We start from the raw sequence: 15,060 nt of genomic DNA on the forward strand, positions 1-15,060 counted from the left end.
CGGTCATGTCGTTCAGGCCGCTCCCGCCAAAGTCGCGCGGCCGCGCGCCGTGGCGGCGGCGGCCAGATAGGCTTCCAGTTCGGCCGCGCGATGGGCGGCCGTGTGGGCGGCCAGCACCCGCTCCCGCGCGGCCGCGCCGATCGCGTCGGCATCGCCCGCGCCCAGCGCCGCGATCACCGTCTCGGCGTCGGCGGCAAGCAGGATCTCGCGGCCGGGCGTGAACAGCGTCTCGATCCCGTCCCATATGTCCGACACGATCGGCGTGCCGCACGCGCCCGCCTCGAACAGGCGCACGGAGGGGGACCAGCCGGCGGCGATCATGTCGCCGCGCGTCACGTTCAGGGTGAAGCGGGAGGCGGAGTAGAAGTCGGCGTGGTCGGCCGGCGGCAGGTGCTCGATCCGCTCGACATTGGCCGGCCAGTCGATCTCCGCCGGATATTGCGGCCCGGCGACGACGAAGCGGCGATCGGGCAAAGCGCGCGCCGGCACCAGCAGCAGCCGGTCCAGCGTCGGCTGGCGATCGGGGCTGTAGGTGCCGAGATAGGAGAGATCCCACCGCTTGGCGGCGCCCGTGGGCGCGTAGAGCGCGGGATCGACCGAGCAGTAGAGCGCGCGGGCGGCGGGCGAGCCGAACGCCTGCTCCAGCCGGTCCAGCGTCGGCCCGCCGGTGAAGGAGAGGTAGACGTCGTAGCCGGGGATGATCTCCGGCGAGAGATATTCGAAGTCGCCGCGCGCCAGCTTGGCGAGCGTCACGGGGGTGTCGATATCGTAGAAGGCGGTGGTGCCGTCCGCCGTCTCCTGCACGAAGCGGCCGACGGCGACGCCTTCCGGCACGTAGGAGCCGACGATCACCGCGTCCGCCTGCGCGATCTCGGCCGTCCAGCGGCGCAGGTCGGCTAGGTCGGCGTAGAAGGCCAGGCGGCAGTAATCGGGATCGGCGATGTCGCGCGCGGCGGCATACCAGGGCACGTCGCGTTCCAGGAACAGGATCTCGTGCCCGCGCGCGGCGAACGCCTTCAGCAGCGCGCGGAACGTGGTGGCATGGCCGTTGCCCCAGGCGGAGGAGAGGCTAAGGCCGAGGACGACGAGCTTCATGCCGCCACCCGCTGCCTGTCCGCATGCGCCTTGAACAGCGCGTCCACCTGCGCGCCGCGCAGCGTGTAGGTGTGGTCGGCCAGCACGCGCGCCAGCGCCGCGCGGCCGATCGCCTGCGCCCGATCGGGCGTGAGGGCGGCGAGGTGATCGGCCACGTCCTGCCCGTCACGCGCCACCAGCACCTCGTAGTCGGGCTTCAGGAACTGCTCGATCCCCTCCCACGCATCGGTGATGAGGCAGGCGGCGGCGCCGGCCGCCTCGAACACGCGGGTGGCGGGCGAGAAGCCGACATGGGCCATGCTGTCCCGCGCCACGTTCAGCACCGCTTTGGGCGTGCAGTTGAAGGCGTTGTGCTCGGCCGTGTAGACGTGGCCGCGATGGCGCACATTGGCCGGCATCTCCTTGGTTTCCCAGCCATTGCCGCCGATCAGGAACTGCCGTTCGGGCAAAGCGGCGGCGGGCTTCAGGAAGAACTCCTCCACCCGCGCCTCCCGATCCGGCAGGCGGTTGCCCAGGAAGGCGAGATCGCAGGCGAAGCGCGGATCGGGCGCGACCGGGAAGTGCGTCGTGGGATCGAGCGCGTTGTAGACGGGCACGCACTCCGCCGCGCCGAAGCCGCGATAGGCGTCGATCACCGGCGGGCCGCCGCCGTAGGTGAGCACCATGTCCAGATCGGGCAGGGCGGCGCGCACCGGATGGTCCGCGTCGCCGCGCATCTCGTCCAGCGTGGCGGCGGCGTCGACATCCCAGAAGATGCGCAGCGCGCCCGGCCGGGCCTGCGCGATCACGCCCTCCAGCAGCTCGCGATCGAACACGCCGACGCCGTTCGCCTTGACGACGATGTCGGCCCCGCCGGCTTCCGCCAGCACGCCGCGCATCGCCGCCTCGGTCGCGGGATAGACCACGGAGCGCGCCCATTCCGGCGGATCGATGTCGCGATGCTGCTGCCGGTCGAAGGCGTCCGGCTCGTAGAAGGTGATGGCATGGCCGCGCGCGGCGAGATCGCGCAGGATGCCGCGATAATAGGTCGCGGCGCCGTTCCAGTAGGAGGAGAGCAGGCTGGATCCGTAGAAGGCGATCTTCACGCGACGTTCCTCGCGGTTGCGGGATGGGTGGCGGCGCCGAGCGCGTCGACGATCGCGAGCAGCTCGTCGACGCGGTGGGCGCAGGTGTGACGGGCGCGGACGGTTTCCAGCCCGTGCGCGGCCAGGGACGCGCGCAGGGCGGAATCGCCGTGCAGATCCTGCAGGTGGCGGGTCATCGCCGCGCCGTTCGGAGCGACGAGATAGTCGATGCCCGGGCGGAACAGATGCTCGGCATCGTCCCACGGCGCCGAGACCAGCGGGATGCCGCAGGCCAGCGCCTCGAACATGCGGATCGTGGGGATGCCGGGCAGCACGGTGGCGTAGTAGCGGCGCGGCACGTGCACGGTGGCGAGGTGGCGGGCGAAGATCTCCGGCGCGCGCGCGTTCGGCGCCCACCCGCGATAGTGCGCACCGTGCGTGGCGAGCAGCGCGCGGGCGGCATCCGGATAGCGCACGCCGAATATGTCCAGCGGCAGGCCGGCGGCCTCGGCGGGGCGCAGCAGATACTCCTCTATCTCCTGCGTCCGCTCGCCCTCGCCCCAGTTGCCGATCCAGACGAGGCCGGACCGTTCCAGCTCCTCGGCCGGCGGGTGGAACAGGCGGGTGTCGGCGGCCTCGTGCCACGTCCACACGCGGTTCCCCCAGCCCCAGCGGCGGTAGACGGCGGCCAGCGTCTCGCCGAACGCCAGCACGCCGTCATAGCCGGAGAGGTCGAAGGCGTGGATCGCCTCCGGATCGCTGACGGCGCGGTGGTGGGTATCGTGAAACAGCAGGGTGAAGCGGCCGCCGGCCTTGCGCAGCGCGCCGATCGCCGCGACGAGCGGCGGATCGTTCCACTCGTGCACGATCACCAGATCGGCGTCGCCCACCAGCGCGGCCGGATCCGCGTCGGCGGCGAAGCTCTCCGACGAAAGCTCCGGATAGGCGGCGCGGTAGGGCGACAGGCCGTCCTCGCCGGCATCGGCCAGCAGGTTCGCCAGGCTCCAGTTGCCGGCCGGCTCCAGCGCCCGCACGGCGTGGCCTCGCGCGATCAGCTCGCTCAGCACGCCGCGCAGGAAATGGGCGTTGCCATGGTTCCAGCAGGAGGCGAGCGAGTGGGTGAAGTAGGCGACCCTCACGCCGCCACGCCCCGCTTCGCCGATCGTGCGAGCAGGCGGGCATAGACCCCGTCCATCGCCGCTGCCATGCGTGCGGGCGAGAAGTGCGCGGCGTGCCGGCGGGCGAGATCGCCGCGCGCCAGCCGCACCGGCACGTCGCCGACCAGCGTCTCGATCGCGCGGGCGAAGCCGGCATGGTCGCCGGGCTCGACGAACAGGGCCGCGCCGTCCCACAGCTCGCGGAAGGTGGGGATGTCGGACAGGACGAGCGGGCAGCCGGCGAGCGCCGCCTCCAGCACGGCCAGCCCGAACGGCTCGTAGCGCGCGGCCGAGACGAACACCGGACGGGCGGAGATACAGCCGGCGATCACGCGCTCCTCCACCCGGCCCAGCGCGTGGAGATGGTCGAGGCGGATCTGCTGCCCGTTCGGCCCCACCGTCGGCCCGGCGGCCTTAAACGGGATGCCGAGCCGGGCGGCGGCGCGATCGAGCGTCGCCACATCCTTGCCTTCGTCCCACAGGCGGCCGGCGGTATAGGCGAAATCGTGCAGCGCGCCCGCCGGCGCCGCCAGCGGCGTGCGGCCGTTGTGCACGACATCCGGCAGCGCCGGCAGCGCGTAGCGCCGGTGCAGCGCGGCGGCATAGGCGTGGCTGGGCGCGACGATCGCGTCGGCGGCGGCCAGGCCGCGCTGCATCAGCGCCGATTGCCAGGCGAAATCGGCCGGCTCCGGCGCGTCGCCGCGCACCGCCTGCCACCATGTCGCGACGCAGCTGTGCGCCATTGCCACCACCGGCACGCCGAACCGCGTGTCGGCGGCGAGCGCCGGCTGGTTGACCTGCACGATATCCGCGCCGCAATCCGCCGCCAGCCGCGCCAGCGCCGCGCCCGCCGCGGCGACGGCACCGGCATCCGGCGCCAGCCAGTCGAGCGGCAGGCCGGTCTCGACCAGCTCGATATCGGCCACCGCGCCGCGCTGCCCCTCCGACGGCGCGGGGCCGAGCAGCGCCAGCACGACGTCATAGTCCAGCGGGGCGAGCGCGCGGGCGAGTTCGGTGGCATATTGCCACACCCCGCCGACCGTATCGGCCGTCAGCAGCAGGCGGCGCCGGCTCATGCCGCCGCCTCTATCCGCCGGGCGGGCAGAGCGAGGCCGCGTGCCTCCGACAGCCAGTTGGCGAGCGCGGCGACGCCGCTGCGCCAGTCCACCCTGCCGGAAAGGCCGAGGGCGGTCTCGGCGGCGCGGGTGTCCGCCACGAAGTAGCGCTGGTCGCCGGCCCGCCAGTCCGAATAGTCCACGTCCACCGCGCGGCCGGTGAGGGCGCCGATATGGCCCAGCAGCTGGCGCAGGCTCACCGCGTTGGCGGGGCCGCCACCCAGGTTGAAGGCGCGACCGGCGATCGTGTCGATCCGCTGCCACGCGGCGAGATAAGCGTCCACCGCGTCCGCTACGTCGAGGATGTCGCGCACCTGGTGGCCGTCGCCGTAGAGCGTGATCGGCTTGCCCTCCAGCGCGCGGATCAGGAAGTGGGCGACCCAGCCCTGATCCTCCGTGCCCATCTGCCGCCGGCCGTAGATGCAGCTCATCCGCAGCACGGCGGTGCGCAGGCCGAAGCTGCGCGCGTAATCGAGCACATATTGGTCGGCCGCGCCCTTGGAGCAGCCGTAGGGCGTGTGAAAATCGAGCGGCCGCGCCTCGCCGATGCCATGCGCGCGGATCGCCGGATCGGCCGGGCGATAGGCCTGATCCTCCAGCACGAAATCCACGTCGGCCAGATCGCCATACACCTTGTTGGTGGAGGCGAAGATCAGCGGCGTCTGCGGCGCGCGGGCACGCAGCGCCTCCAGCAAAGCCAGGGTGCTGGCGATGTTGATCGCGAAATCCTCGCGCGGGTCGACGAGGCTGGTGGTGACGGCGACCTGCGCCGCCATGTGGAACACGGCCTTGGCGCCCGCCGCCGCCTCGACCAGACGCGCCTCGTCGCGGATGTCGGCGACGATCGGGCGGATGCGGTCGCCATGGCTGCGCACCAGCCAGTCCAGGTTCGTCTCGACGCCCGCGCGCGATAGGGCATCGTAGACGATCACGTCATGCCCGGCGCCGGCGAGCCGATCGGCGAGGTTGCAGCCGATGAAGCCGGCGCCGCCGGTGACGAGGATCGGGCGGCGATCGTCCGCCGCGCTCATGCGACGAGGCCCCGCGTTTCGAGCTCGGCGCGCATCTGCTCGACGCGGTCCTTCGCGGTCTGCCGCGCGACCCACTCGGCGAGTTCGCCGAGCCCCTGCTGGAAGTCCTGCCGGGCGGTGAAGCCCAGCCGGTCGGCGGCGAAGGAGGTGTCGCAGAAGCAGTGGCGGATGTCGCCGATGCGCGCCTTGCCGACGATCTGCGGCGCGATGTCGTTCTTGCCCATCGCGCGGGCCAGCTCGGTCGCCACCTCGGTGACGGAGCGATCCTTGCCGGAGCCGATGTTGAAGGTGCCGCCCGCCGCCTGCGGCAGCACCAGCGCGTCGGCGAAGGCGCGCGCCACGTCCGTCACGTGGACGAAGTCGCGCCGCTGCTCGCCATCCTCGAAGATCATCGGCTGCTGGCCGTTCAGCAGCCGCGAGGCGAAGATCGCGAGCACGCCGGTATAGGGATTGGAGAGCGCCTGGCCCGGGCCGTAGACGTTGAACAGGCGCAGGCACACGCCTTCCATGCCGTAGGGCGCCGCCATGATGTGGGTCGTGCGCTCCTGCACATATTTGTTGAGCGCGTAGATCGACGAGAGCGCCGGCCGCTTCCACTCGGGCGTGGCCATCGGCACGAGCGGGCGGCCCTGCGCGTCCACCGGCTCCCAGTTGGCGAGGCCGTCGCGCAGGTTCCTGCGTTCGGCATCCTCCACGGTATTGCCGTCCGCGTCGCGGTACAGGCCCTCGCCGTAGATGCTCATCGAGGAGGCGGTGACGACGCGGCGCACCGGTCGGTCGATCAGCGCCTCGAACAGCACGGCGGTGCCGACGTCGTTGGTGGAGGTGTAGCGTTCGACCTCGTACATCGACTGGCCGACGCCCACCTCGGCGGCGAGGTGGATCACGCTGTCCACGCCTTCCAGCGCCTTTGCCACCGCCGCCTTGTCGCGCACGTCGGCCCGGATCAGTTCGGCCTCGGGGTTCAGCATGGCCGACCCGTCGGTCTCGCCGTGCACCTGATCGATCAGCGCATCGAGCACGCGGACCTGATTGCCGCGGGCGAGAAGCTCCTCCGCCACGAAACGCCCGATGAAGCCGGCGCCGCCGGTGACGAGAATCTTTTCCATCCGCCCTCCACGGGGCGCACGCTCCGCGCTTGACCGCGCAGCCGAACACGCCCCAGATGATGCCCCACCCACGACAAAGCATCATCATCATCTTTGTTCCACCTAACCTATGATAAGTGGTGCTTTTTACCTCCGCGGCGGAACAGACGGGAGGCTGGCCGGTTGACCAGCTATGTTGATCCTGACACCGCTCCCGCGCCGGTGAGCGCGACTATTTTTCTCGCGCGTCACGCCAGCCATGACGAGGTGGGCCGGGTGTTGAGCGGCCGATCCGAGATCGCGCTGAGCGCCGCCGGCCGGGCCGAGGCGGCGGCCCTCGCGGACATGCTGGCGGGCGTGCCGATCGCCGCCGTCCACAGCAGCCCGCGCCGCCGCGCGCGGGAGACGGCGGAGGCGGTGTCATCCGCCCGCGCCCTGCCGGTGCTGGAGGCGGACGCGCTGGACGAGGTGGATTTCGGCGACTGGGCGGGGCGATCGTTCGACGCACTGGCCGGCGATCCGGACTGGCATCGCTGGAACGCCGCCCGCGCCACCGCGCCGACCCCCGGCGGCGAGACGATGCGCGCCGCGACGATGCGCGCCGTAGCCCATCTCGGCGCGATCGTCGGCCCGGGGGCCGATGGCGCGCCGGTGCTGTGCGTCAGCCACTGCGACATCATCCGCGGCGTGGTGGCGCATTATCTGGGGCTTGATCTGGACAGGCTGCTGGGCTTCGACATCGACCCGGCATCGCTGACGACGGTGGAACTCGATGGGGATCGGGGACGTATCGTGGCGCTGAACGAGCGGCCACGTGGGCAACGGGGAGTGACGGCGTGATCGAAGCGGCGATGATCTGGAACGAGCCGAACAACAAGTCCCACTGGGATCCCGCGCTCGATCCGGACTGGTCGATCTATGCGGACACGGTGGTCCGCGCCGGCGCCGCGATCCGCACCGCCAACCCGGCCGTGTCTCGCGTGCTGGGGGGCATGAGCCCGATCGATCCCTCGTGGCTGCAGCGCATGGAGGGGCATGGCGCGCTGGACGCGGTGGACGTGATCGCGGTGCACGGCTTTCCGCTCGACTGGAATCTGTGGCCGATCCACGCCTGGCCCGACAAGGTGGCCGAGATCGAGGCCGTGACGACCAAGCCGGTGTGGGTGACGGAGGTGGGCGTGGGATCGTTCGGCGCCGAGGAGGTGCAGGTGTTCGGCCTGAACCGCACCGCCGAGCTGCTGGTGGGCCGCGTGCCCCGCATCTTCTGGTATTCCCTGTTCGATCTGCCGATGGCGTGGGGCGCCGAGACGCGGCACCGCGAGGCTGAGGGATCCTCTTACTATCGCCACTTCTACATGGGCCTGATCCGAGAGGACGGCACGCCGAAGCCGGCGCTCGACGATTATGCGCGGGTCGCGGGCGAGATGGGGCTGATGCAGTGGTTCCACTTCCACGATCCCCGGCTGGACGATGCGGTGGCGTGGATGAAGCGGCTGGGCACCCGATCGCTGCGCACCGGCCTCAGTTGGGCGGACAGCTTCCGCCCGAACGCGCTCGACTGGTTCGACCGGCAGATGGAGGCGCTGGCGGACTTCGACGTGACGCTCACCTTCTGCTTCACGCCCGAGCATCTGGGCATGGCGCCGCATCATACGAGCCCGGCGGTCGATCCGCAGCAATTCGCCGATTTCTGCGGCGCCATGATCGATCGCTACGCGCCCGCGCAGGTGAGCCGGCAGCTGGCGGTGAGCGCCTGATGCTGCGCCCGCCCGCCCGCCCGATCCGCGTCGCCCTGATCGGCGTCGGCAATTGCGCGAGTTCGCTCGTGCAGGGCCTCAACCATTATCGTCAGGGGGCGAACGACCTCGCCGGCCTGCTGCATGCCGAGATCGGCGGCTATCGCCCCGGTGACATCCAGATCGCCGCCGCGTGGGACGTCGATTCGCGCAAGGTGGGCCAGGATGTGGCGCAGGCCATCTTCGCCAAGCCGAACTGCACCGCCGTGTTCTGCCCCGAGGTGGAGACCACGGGCGCGGTGGTGCGGATGGGGCCGGTGCTGGATGGCGTGGCGGAGCACATGCTCGACTATCCGCAGGAGGACCGCACCTTCCTGGTGGCCGACGCGGCCGAGCCGGACCGAGCGGCGGTGGTGGCAGCGCTGCGTGAGGCGGATGTCGACGTGGTGATGAACTACCTGCCCGTCGGCAGCCAGCAGGCGACCGAGTTCTACGCCGAGTGCGCGCTGGAGGCGGGCGTCGCCTTCGTCAACAACATCCCCGTGTTCATCGCTAGCGACCCCGCCTGGGCGGAGCGGTTCCGCGTCGCCGGCGTGCCGATCGTGGGGGACGACATCAAGGCGCAGATCGGCGCCACGATCGTCCACCGCGTGCTGACCGATCTGTTCGCCAAGCGCGGCGCCGTGCTGGACCGGACGTACCAGCTGAACACCGGCGGCAATACCGACTTCCTCAACATGTCGAACCGCACGCGCCTCGCCTCCAAGAAGATCTCGAAGACGGAAGCGGTGCAGGCCGTGGCCGAGCATCGGCTGGCGGACGAGAACATCCACGTCGGCCCGTCCGACTATGTGGCGTGGCAGAACGACAACAAGGTCTGCTTCCTGCGGATGGAGGGGCGGCTGTTCGGCGGCGTGCCGATGAACCTGGAACTGCGCCTGTCGGTGGAGGACAGCCCGAACTCGGCGGGCGTGGCGATCGACATGGTGCGCTGCGCCCAGCTCGCCCGCGACCGCGGCATCGGCGGCCCGATCGAGCCCGCCGCCGCCTTCTTCTGCAAGCACCCGCCCAAGCAGATGACCGACGACGCCGCCTACGACGCGCTGGAGCGGTTCATCTTCGGCGACAAGCCGGCCGGCTAGGCGGGATCGAGTCCGCTTCGTGAGGGTGGCGTCTGCTGCTTCGTCACCCGGGAGGTGTTCCGGGATGAGGGAATCTGCGGCATCGGGAGTACAGAGGCGAGGTTCCGGTCGGCGAGGACGTGCGCGCGACCGGATCGCTTGTATTCCACCGCCCTGATCGGGCACGGAACGATCGTGGCCCCGCCCCGCGCGGCCGCGAGGGTGGCGAGGGAGGGTGTGTGGCGAGCTTCGATCTGTCCGGCAAGGTGGCGGTCGTCACCGGCTCGTCACGCGGCATCGGCCGCGCCATCGCCGAGGCGCTGGCCGGGCAGGGCGCCCGCGTCGTCGTCTCCAGCCGCAAGCAGGATGCGTGCGAGGCGGTGGCGGCGGAGATCAACCAGCGTCATCGCGACACGCGCGCCATCGCGATCGCCGCCAGCATCGCCGCCCGGGACGATCTCGTCCGGTTGACGGAGCAGACGATCGCACAGTGGGGGCGCATCGACATTCTCGTCTGCAACGCCGCCAGCAATCCCTATTACGGGCCGATGTCCGGCATCTCGGACGATCAGTTCCGCAAGATCCTGGAGAACAACGTCATCGCCAACCACTGGCTGGTGCAGCTGGCGGCGCCGGGCATGGTGGAGCGCGGCGAGGGATCGATCATCATCATCTCGTCGATCGGCGGCCTGCAGGCGTCGACCACGATCGGCGCGTACAACGTGTCGAAGGCCGCCGACTTCCAGCTGGCGCGCAACCTGGCGGCGGAGCTTGGGCCAGACGGGGTGCGGGTGAACTGCATCGCGCCGGGGCTGATCCGCACCGATTTCGCCAAGGCGCTGTGGGACGATCCGAAGATCGCCGCCAATATCGAGCGGGCGACGCCGCTGCGGCGGATCGGCGACCCGGCCGACATAGCGGGCGGCGCCGTGTTCCTGGCGTCGCCCGCCTCGCGCTACATGACCGGACAGGTGCTGGTGATCGACGGCGGCGCGACGATCATGAGCCCGGCCTTCTGACCGGGCGCTACGCCGCCTGATCGACCTGATCGAGATAGGCGCCATAGCCCTGCGCCGCCATCTCCTCGCGCGGCACGAAGCGCAACGAGGCGGAGTTGATGCAGTAGCGCAGGCCGCCGCGATCGCGCGGACCGTCCGAGAATACGTGGCCGAGATGGCTGTCGCCGTGGGCCGAGCGGACCTCCGTGCGGACCATGCCGTGGCTGGCGTCGCGCAGTTCGGCGACGTTGGCCGGCTCGATCGGGCGGGTGAAGCTCGGCCAGCCGCAGCCGGATTCATACTTGTCGGCCGAGGCGAACAGCGGCTCGCCGGACACGATGTCCACGTAGATGCCGGCCTTCTTGTTGGCGAGATACGCGCCGGTGCCCGGCCGCTCGGTGCCGCTCTCCTGCGTGACGCGATACTGTTCCGGCGTGAGCGCGGCGACGGCTTCCGGGGTCTTGCGATAGTCTGTCATGGGGGCTCCTTGTCGGCGGCCAAGATGGGGATGCGGCGGCCTTGCGCCAAGCGGTGATCAGACTTCACCGATCGGCCGCCGCCGGCGATCAGGGCTTGGCGAGCGGCTCCGCCTTCCAGCCCTCATTCTCGTGATCGGTGGTGAATTGCCCGGCGTCGGAGGTGTCGTCCGCATCGTTCGGCAGGCAGGCGGCGACGGGCCGCACCTCATCCAGCGGATCGGGTGCCACGACCTGCTCCGCGGGTTCGACCAGCGGGCGATCGGTGCTCTCGTCGATCGGGGCGTCGGGCTTCGGCGTGTCCATGGTCATGGTGGCCTCCTGTTGATCCGTCACCCCGGCGTAACGATCGATCGGGGCCATGGTGCCATCAGGCGGAGCGGCGGCGGCGGCCGAACGGCCAGTCCATGACGCCGCCGGCGAACAGCGCCCACCAGACGATCACCGGCTGGAAGGCCAGGCGCGGGCCGTGATACCACCAGCCCAGCCGGGTGCCGCCGATCGCTATATGCTCCACCGCGTGGCGGATGTTGGCGGGGAACACGCAGACGGCATAGGCCGCCAGCATGATTCCGGCGATACGCCGCAGCCGCCGGTTCAGCAGCGCCAGCGCGCCGGCGATCTCGCACACGCCGGTGGCGAAGATCACCTCGCGCGGCCATGGCACCCACGGCGGCGTGATCGCCAGGAAGCCGCCCGGCGAACGGATGTGGGCGATGCCGACGAAGAAGAAGGCCGCGGCCAGCAGCCAGCGCAGCGCTGTGCGCGCGCGCTCCAGCCGGCGCGCCTCAGCCATCGGCGCCGAGCGAGCGGAACATCACCAGCGCATCGACATAGCCGTGCTGCGGATGATCGAACGCGTCGGGCAGCCGCCCGACGACATCGAAGCCCAGCGCCGCCCACAGCCGCACCGCCCGCGCATTGGTGCTGACGACGAAGTTGAACTGCATCGCCCGGTAGCCGCGCGCCTCCGCATGATCGAGCGAGTGCTGGCACATCCGGCGGGCAACGCCGCGCCCCATCTCCGCCGTGTTCGTCATGTAGCCGCAATTGGCGACGTGGCGGCCACCGCCCGGCTGGTTCGGCCGCAGATAGTAGGTGCCCAGCACCACGCCGTCCTCCTCCGCCACGAACGTCTCGCCATCGGGCGAGAGCCAGTAGGCGATCGCATCCTCCCGGCTCATGTCGCGATCGAGCGCATAGGTCTCGCCGGCGCGGATCGTCGGGCCGATGATCGACCAGATGTCGGCGGCATCGGCGGGCAGCGCGGGGCGGATCAGCATGGCGCGAGCCTTAGATCGCCGCCGGCCCGCCGACAATTGACCTTTGCGCAGTCGTCCGCCCGCCCGCGCGGTCGCTCCGCTGTCTCACGCAGAGACGGGATCGATGATTAACCAATCATTCACGTTGTTGCCTTTGCCGTGAAATCCCGCATCCTCACCCGAGGGGAGGACGGGCGATGGGCTGGCAGGTGGGCATGGTGGTTGTGGGCGGCGCGGTCACGGCGGGGGCCGTGTTCGCGCGGCGTGTGTATCTGGGCTTCATCGATCGCTGCCGCGGCTACTGAGCCGGCGGCCGCAGATCCCAGCCGCACAGGCGCGCGACGCCCGCCTCCACGGCGATCTCGCCCCAGGCGCCGGTGCGGATCTTCAGCGATGGCAGCGCCCGCGCCTCGGCATGGAGCGCCACCTGCGCCATCAGGGCGAAGCGCGCCGATCCGTTGCTGGTGACGATCAGCAGCGTCCCGCCCATCCCCTCGGCCGCGTCGTACAGCGCGCGCCAGGCGGCGAGGCGGCTCTCCTTATCCACCAGCCAGCCGGGCGGCGGCACCGCCCGCTCGTCCCATTGCGCGAGGGCATCGGCGCCGATGCGCGCGACGACGGCCGCGTCGGTGCGGCCCTCGTCAGGGCCATGATCGATCTCGGCGAGCCACCCGGCCGGCTCGATCGCGGGCGGATCGGGCTGGTCGTCCAGGATCAGCGCCGCCGTCTCCTGCGTGCGGCGCAGCGGCGACACGAAGGCGCGGTCGAAGCGGATGCCGGCGCCTGCGAACCAGCCGCCGAGCGCGCGCGCCTGCGCGATGCCGCCCGGCACCAGCGGCAGATCGGTGCGTGCGCCGATCCGCAACGGCGTCTCGCCCGGCGCGAAGGTGTTGCCGTGGCGGACGATCACCAGCGTCGTCACAGCGGCACGAACGGATCGCCGGCCGCGTGGATCGCCGCCTCCGCCAGCGCGACATCCGCGCGCGTGTCGATGCCGGACATGGCGTGGGGCGGCGGCGGGATGTCGATCGCCATCACGTCCAGCCCCAGCTCCAGGAAGCGCAACTGCTCCAGCCCCTCCAGCGCCTCGTAGCGGGAGGGGGGGGCGTCCTCGAACCGGCGCAGCGCATCGAGCCGGTAGGCGTAGAGGCCGAGGTGGCGCAGCACCGGCGAGAGCGGCGTGGATGCCCGCAGCGCCGGCTCGTCGCGGATGGCCGGAATGATCGCCTTGGAGAACCACAGGGCGCGGCCGTCCTGCGCCCGGATGCAGGTGGTGCCGCTGAACGGCGTATCGCCCTTGTGCCGTCGCATCGCGTCCAGCTCGTCCCAGCCGAGCCGGACGACCGGCGTGGCGACGGCCGCGCGCGACTCGCGGGCGGCGCGCAGCAGCGCGACGATCGCAGACGGCGGCACGAACGGCGCGTCCCCCTGAAGGTTCACCACGATCTCCGGCGCGATCGCCCGCGCGAGCGCCGCCGCCAGCGCGCGGCCGGTGCCGGAGGTGATGGTAGCCGCCGTCATCACCGCCTCGACACCCAGGGTCGCGGCGTGGGCGCGGATGCGATCGTCGTCGGTCGCGACGACGATGTCGATCCCGTCGGCCAGCCGCGCCGCCTGCCGCGCCACGTTCACCACCCGCTCCAGCAGGGTGCGCCCGGCGATCGGGATCAGCGGCTTGCCGGGCAGCCGCTTCGATCCGAAGCGCGCCGGGATGACGATGAGGTCGCCCATGGCCGGGCGGTCAGGCGATGCCGGCGCGCAGCACGTCGTGCACGTGGACGGCGCCGATCAGCCGATCGTCGTCGCACACGAACAGCAGGGAGACGGCATTCTCGTTCATCACCCGCAGCGCCTCCGACGCCAGCATCGACGAGCCGACCGCCAGCGGCCGCGTCGTCATGTGGCGGGCGATATTGTCGTCCAGGCTGCCGGTGGTGATGCTGCGCCGCAGATCGCCATCGGTGAAGGCGCCGACCAGCCTGCCCTCGGCATCCACCACGGCGGTGCTGCCGTAGCGCTTGCGGCTCATCTCGATCGTCGCGTCGGTCAGCGAGGCGTCGAGGCCGATCACCGGCAGCGCATCGCCCCGGCCCATCAGGTCCGCCACCGTCAGCAGCTGCGCGCCCAGCTTGCCGCCCGGGTGGAAGACGCGGAACTCGCTGGCGGAAAAGCCGCGCCGCTCGACCAGCGCCACCGCCAGCGCATCGCCCAGGATCACCTGGATCGTGGTGGAGGTGGTGGGCGCCAGCTGGTTGGGGCACGCTTCCGGCACCCGCGGCAAAGTGAGGCAGATGTCGGCCGCGCGCCCGGCCGTGCTGTTGCGATGCGAGGTGATTACGGCGAGCACCACGTCGAAGCGGCGGCAGTAGGTGATGATGTCGGTCAGTTCGGTCGTCTCGCCGGACCAGGTGAGCGCCAGCACCATGTCATCCGAGGTGATCATGCCGAGGTCGCCGTGGCTCGCCTCCGCCGGGTGGATGTAGAGCGAGGGCGTGCCGGTGGAGGCCATGGTCGCCGCGATCTTGCGGCCGATCAGCCCGCTCTTGCCCATGCCGGTCACGATCAGGCGGCCCTTGGCGCTGCCGATCGCCGCCACCGCCGCCTCGAAAGCCTGCGACAGCTCCGGCCCGGCCAGCGCCTCCGCCAGCGCCTCCACCCCGACCATCTGGGTGCGGACGGAGCGGACCGCGGACGATATCGTGGTTTCGACCACCATGTTCATACGCACCACACCCTTTGCACGACCTTTTTACCTTTCGGGCGGTCGCTGTTGGCCGAAGCGAGAGCCGGCGAAGCAGCCGTAAGCCCTATCACCTCTGGGTGCAAATGCCAGCCGCGCGTGGCCGGGGCGGATTGGCTTGGCCCGCCGGCGCGGCTACGGAGCGTCGCCGGGCATGTCGTACCGGGCGGAATCGCG

The 15,060-nt window shown here is 71.0% G+C and carries 17 protein-coding genes; 4 read left to right on the top strand and 13 right to left on the bottom strand.

Features of this window, described 5'->3' with window-relative positions; genetic code table 11:
• Positions 1-12: 12 nt before the first annotated feature.
• Genes GNT64_RS03415 through GNT64_RS03440 form a run of 6 tightly spaced genes read right to left on the bottom strand, consistent with a single transcriptional unit; the run spans position 13 to position 6,571 of the window.
• Positions 13-1,095: a CgeB family protein gene (locus tag GNT64_RS03415; RefSeq protein WP_156678231.1), complete on the bottom strand. Its 1,083-nt coding sequence runs from the start codon at positions 1,093-1,095 to the stop codon at positions 13-15.
• Positions 1,092-2,180: a CgeB family protein gene (locus GNT64_RS03420; RefSeq protein WP_156678232.1), complete on the bottom strand. Its 1,089-nt coding sequence runs from the start codon at positions 2,178-2,180 to the stop codon at positions 1,092-1,094. Before GNT64_RS03420 ends, GNT64_RS03415 begins: the two co-directional genes overlap by 4 nt.
• The gene (locus tag GNT64_RS03425) at positions 2,177-3,298 is read right to left on the bottom strand and encodes a CgeB family protein (protein ID WP_156678233.1); all 1,122 of its coding nucleotides are present in this window, start codon (positions 3,296-3,298) and stop codon (positions 2,177-2,179) included. The genes GNT64_RS03420 and GNT64_RS03425 overlap by 4 nt, the downstream gene beginning before the upstream one ends.
• Positions 3,295-4,392, bottom strand: coding sequence for a glycosyltransferase family 4 protein (locus GNT64_RS03430; protein ID WP_156678234.1), 1,098 nt, complete (start codon positions 4,390-4,392; stop codon positions 3,295-3,297). Before GNT64_RS03430 ends, GNT64_RS03425 begins: the two co-directional genes overlap by 4 nt.
• Complete coding sequence (locus tag GNT64_RS03435) at positions 4,389-5,462, bottom strand: SDR family NAD(P)-dependent oxidoreductase (RefSeq protein WP_156678235.1); 1,074 nt, start codon at positions 5,460-5,462, stop codon at positions 4,389-4,391. The genes GNT64_RS03430 and GNT64_RS03435 overlap by 4 nt, the downstream gene beginning before the upstream one ends.
• Entirely contained in the window at positions 5,459-6,571 is a 1,113-nt protein-coding gene (locus GNT64_RS03440) for an NAD-dependent epimerase/dehydratase family protein (protein ID WP_156678236.1), read from the bottom strand. The genes GNT64_RS03435 and GNT64_RS03440 overlap by 4 nt, the downstream gene beginning before the upstream one ends.
• 201 nt (positions 6,572-6,772) lie before the next feature.
• Between GNT64_RS03440 and GNT64_RS03445 the strand changes: the two genes are divergently transcribed.
• The 4 genes from GNT64_RS03445 to GNT64_RS03460 all read left to right on the top strand — a co-directional run bounded on the left by GNT64_RS03445 (position 6,773) and on the right by GNT64_RS03460 (position 10,426).
• Positions 6,773-7,390, top strand: a complete 618-nt coding sequence (locus GNT64_RS03445; RefSeq protein WP_156678237.1) for a histidine phosphatase family protein — start codon at positions 6,773-6,775, stop codon at positions 7,388-7,390.
• Positions 7,300-8,307: a glycosyl hydrolase gene (locus tag GNT64_RS03450; protein WP_231639467.1), complete on the top strand. Its 1,008-nt coding sequence runs from the start codon at positions 7,300-7,302 to the stop codon at positions 8,305-8,307. Before GNT64_RS03445 ends, GNT64_RS03450 begins: the two co-directional genes overlap by 91 nt.
• Positions 8,307-9,428: an inositol-3-phosphate synthase gene (locus GNT64_RS03455; protein ID WP_156678239.1), complete on the top strand. Its 1,122-nt coding sequence runs from the start codon at positions 8,307-8,309 to the stop codon at positions 9,426-9,428. The genes GNT64_RS03450 and GNT64_RS03455 overlap by 1 nt, the downstream gene beginning before the upstream one ends.
• Positions 9,429-9,646: 218 nt before the next feature.
• Positions 9,647-10,426 carry an SDR family NAD(P)-dependent oxidoreductase gene (locus GNT64_RS03460; protein WP_156678240.1) on the top strand — a complete coding sequence of 260 codons (780 nt, stop codon included), beginning with the start codon at positions 9,647-9,649 and terminating at the stop codon, positions 10,424-10,426.
• Positions 10,427-10,433: 7 nt separating this feature from the next.
• On the opposite strand, the gene msrB is transcribed toward GNT64_RS03460, so the two are convergent.
• From msrB to GNT64_RS03495, 7 genes are all read right to left on the bottom strand, one after another.
• Positions 10,434-10,883, bottom strand: a complete 450-nt coding sequence (gene msrB, locus GNT64_RS03465; RefSeq protein WP_156678241.1) for a peptide-methionine (R)-S-oxide reductase MsrB — start codon at positions 10,881-10,883, stop codon at positions 10,434-10,436.
• Between the two features lie 88 nt (positions 10,884-10,971).
• Positions 10,972-11,193: a hypothetical protein gene (locus GNT64_RS03470; protein ID WP_156678242.1), complete on the bottom strand. Its 222-nt coding sequence runs from the start codon at positions 11,191-11,193 to the stop codon at positions 10,972-10,974.
• 58 nt (positions 11,194-11,251) lie between these two features.
• Entirely contained in the window at positions 11,252-11,677 is a 426-nt protein-coding gene (locus GNT64_RS03475; RefSeq protein WP_156678243.1) for a DoxX family protein, read from the bottom strand.
• The gene (locus tag GNT64_RS03480) at positions 11,670-12,164 is read right to left on the bottom strand and encodes a GNAT family N-acetyltransferase (RefSeq protein ID WP_156678244.1); all 495 of its coding nucleotides are present in this window, start codon (positions 12,162-12,164) and stop codon (positions 11,670-11,672) included. Before GNT64_RS03480 ends, GNT64_RS03475 begins: the two co-directional genes overlap by 8 nt.
• 277 nt (positions 12,165-12,441) lie before the next feature.
• A complete protein-coding gene (locus tag GNT64_RS03485; protein ID WP_156678245.1) occupies positions 12,442-13,065 on the bottom strand; it encodes a histidine phosphatase family protein in 624 nt (207 codons plus the stop codon).
• Positions 13,062-13,874: a 3-deoxy-manno-octulosonate cytidylyltransferase gene (locus GNT64_RS03490; protein ID WP_156678246.1), complete on the bottom strand. Its 813-nt coding sequence runs from the start codon at positions 13,872-13,874 to the stop codon at positions 13,062-13,064. The genes GNT64_RS03485 and GNT64_RS03490 overlap by 4 nt, the downstream gene beginning before the upstream one ends.
• Positions 13,875-13,884: 10 nt before the next feature.
• Positions 13,885-14,865 carry a KpsF/GutQ family sugar-phosphate isomerase gene (locus GNT64_RS03495; RefSeq protein WP_156678247.1) on the bottom strand — a complete coding sequence of 327 codons (981 nt, stop codon included), beginning with the start codon at positions 14,863-14,865 and terminating at the stop codon, positions 13,885-13,887.
• Between the last annotated feature and the right edge of the window lie 195 nt (positions 14,866-15,060).

Source organism: Sphingomonas profundi (genome assembly GCF_009739515.1).
Taxonomy (GTDB): domain Bacteria; phylum Pseudomonadota; class Alphaproteobacteria; order Sphingomonadales; family Sphingomonadaceae; genus Alterirhizorhabdus; species Alterirhizorhabdus profundi.

Bases quoted from the DNA above. Each gene is read 5' to 3' on its own strand.
- GNT64_RS03495 (WP_156678247.1), bottom strand. From the start codon at position 14,865: ATGAACATGGTGGTCGAAACCACGATATCGTCCGCGGTCCGCTCCGTC.
- GNT64_RS03470 (WP_156678242.1), bottom strand. From the start codon at position 11,193: ATGACCATGGACACGCCGAAGCCCGACGCCCCGATCGACGAGAGCACC.
- GNT64_RS03435 (WP_156678235.1), bottom strand. From the start codon at position 5,462: ATGAGCGCGGCGGACGATCGCCGCCCGATCCTCGTCACCGGCGGCGCC.
- GNT64_RS03455 (WP_156678239.1), top strand. From the start codon at position 8,307: ATGCTGCGCCCGCCCGCCCGCCCGATCCGCGTCGCCCTGATCGGCGTC.
- GNT64_RS03480 (WP_156678244.1), bottom strand. From the start codon at position 12,164: ATGCTGATCCGCCCCGCGCTGCCCGCCGATGCCGCCGACATCTGGTCG.
- GNT64_RS03430 (WP_156678234.1), bottom strand. From the start codon at position 4,392: ATGAGCCGGCGCCGCCTGCTGCTGACGGCCGATACGGTCGGCGGGGTG.
- GNT64_RS03475 (WP_156678243.1), bottom strand. From the start codon at position 11,677: ATGGCTGAGGCGCGCCGGCTGGAGCGCGCGCGCACAGCGCTGCGCTGG.
- GNT64_RS03440 (WP_156678236.1), bottom strand. From the start codon at position 6,571: ATGGAAAAGATTCTCGTCACCGGCGGCGCCGGCTTCATCGGGCGTTTC.
- GNT64_RS03490 (WP_156678246.1), bottom strand. From the start codon at position 13,874: ATGGGCGACCTCATCGTCATCCCGGCGCGCTTCGGATCGAAGCGGCTG.
- msrB (WP_156678241.1), bottom strand. From the start codon at position 10,883: ATGACAGACTATCGCAAGACCCCGGAAGCCGTCGCCGCGCTCACGCCG.
- GNT64_RS03415 (WP_156678231.1), bottom strand. From the start codon at position 1,095: ATGAAGCTCGTCGTCCTCGGCCTTAGCCTCTCCTCCGCCTGGGGCAAC.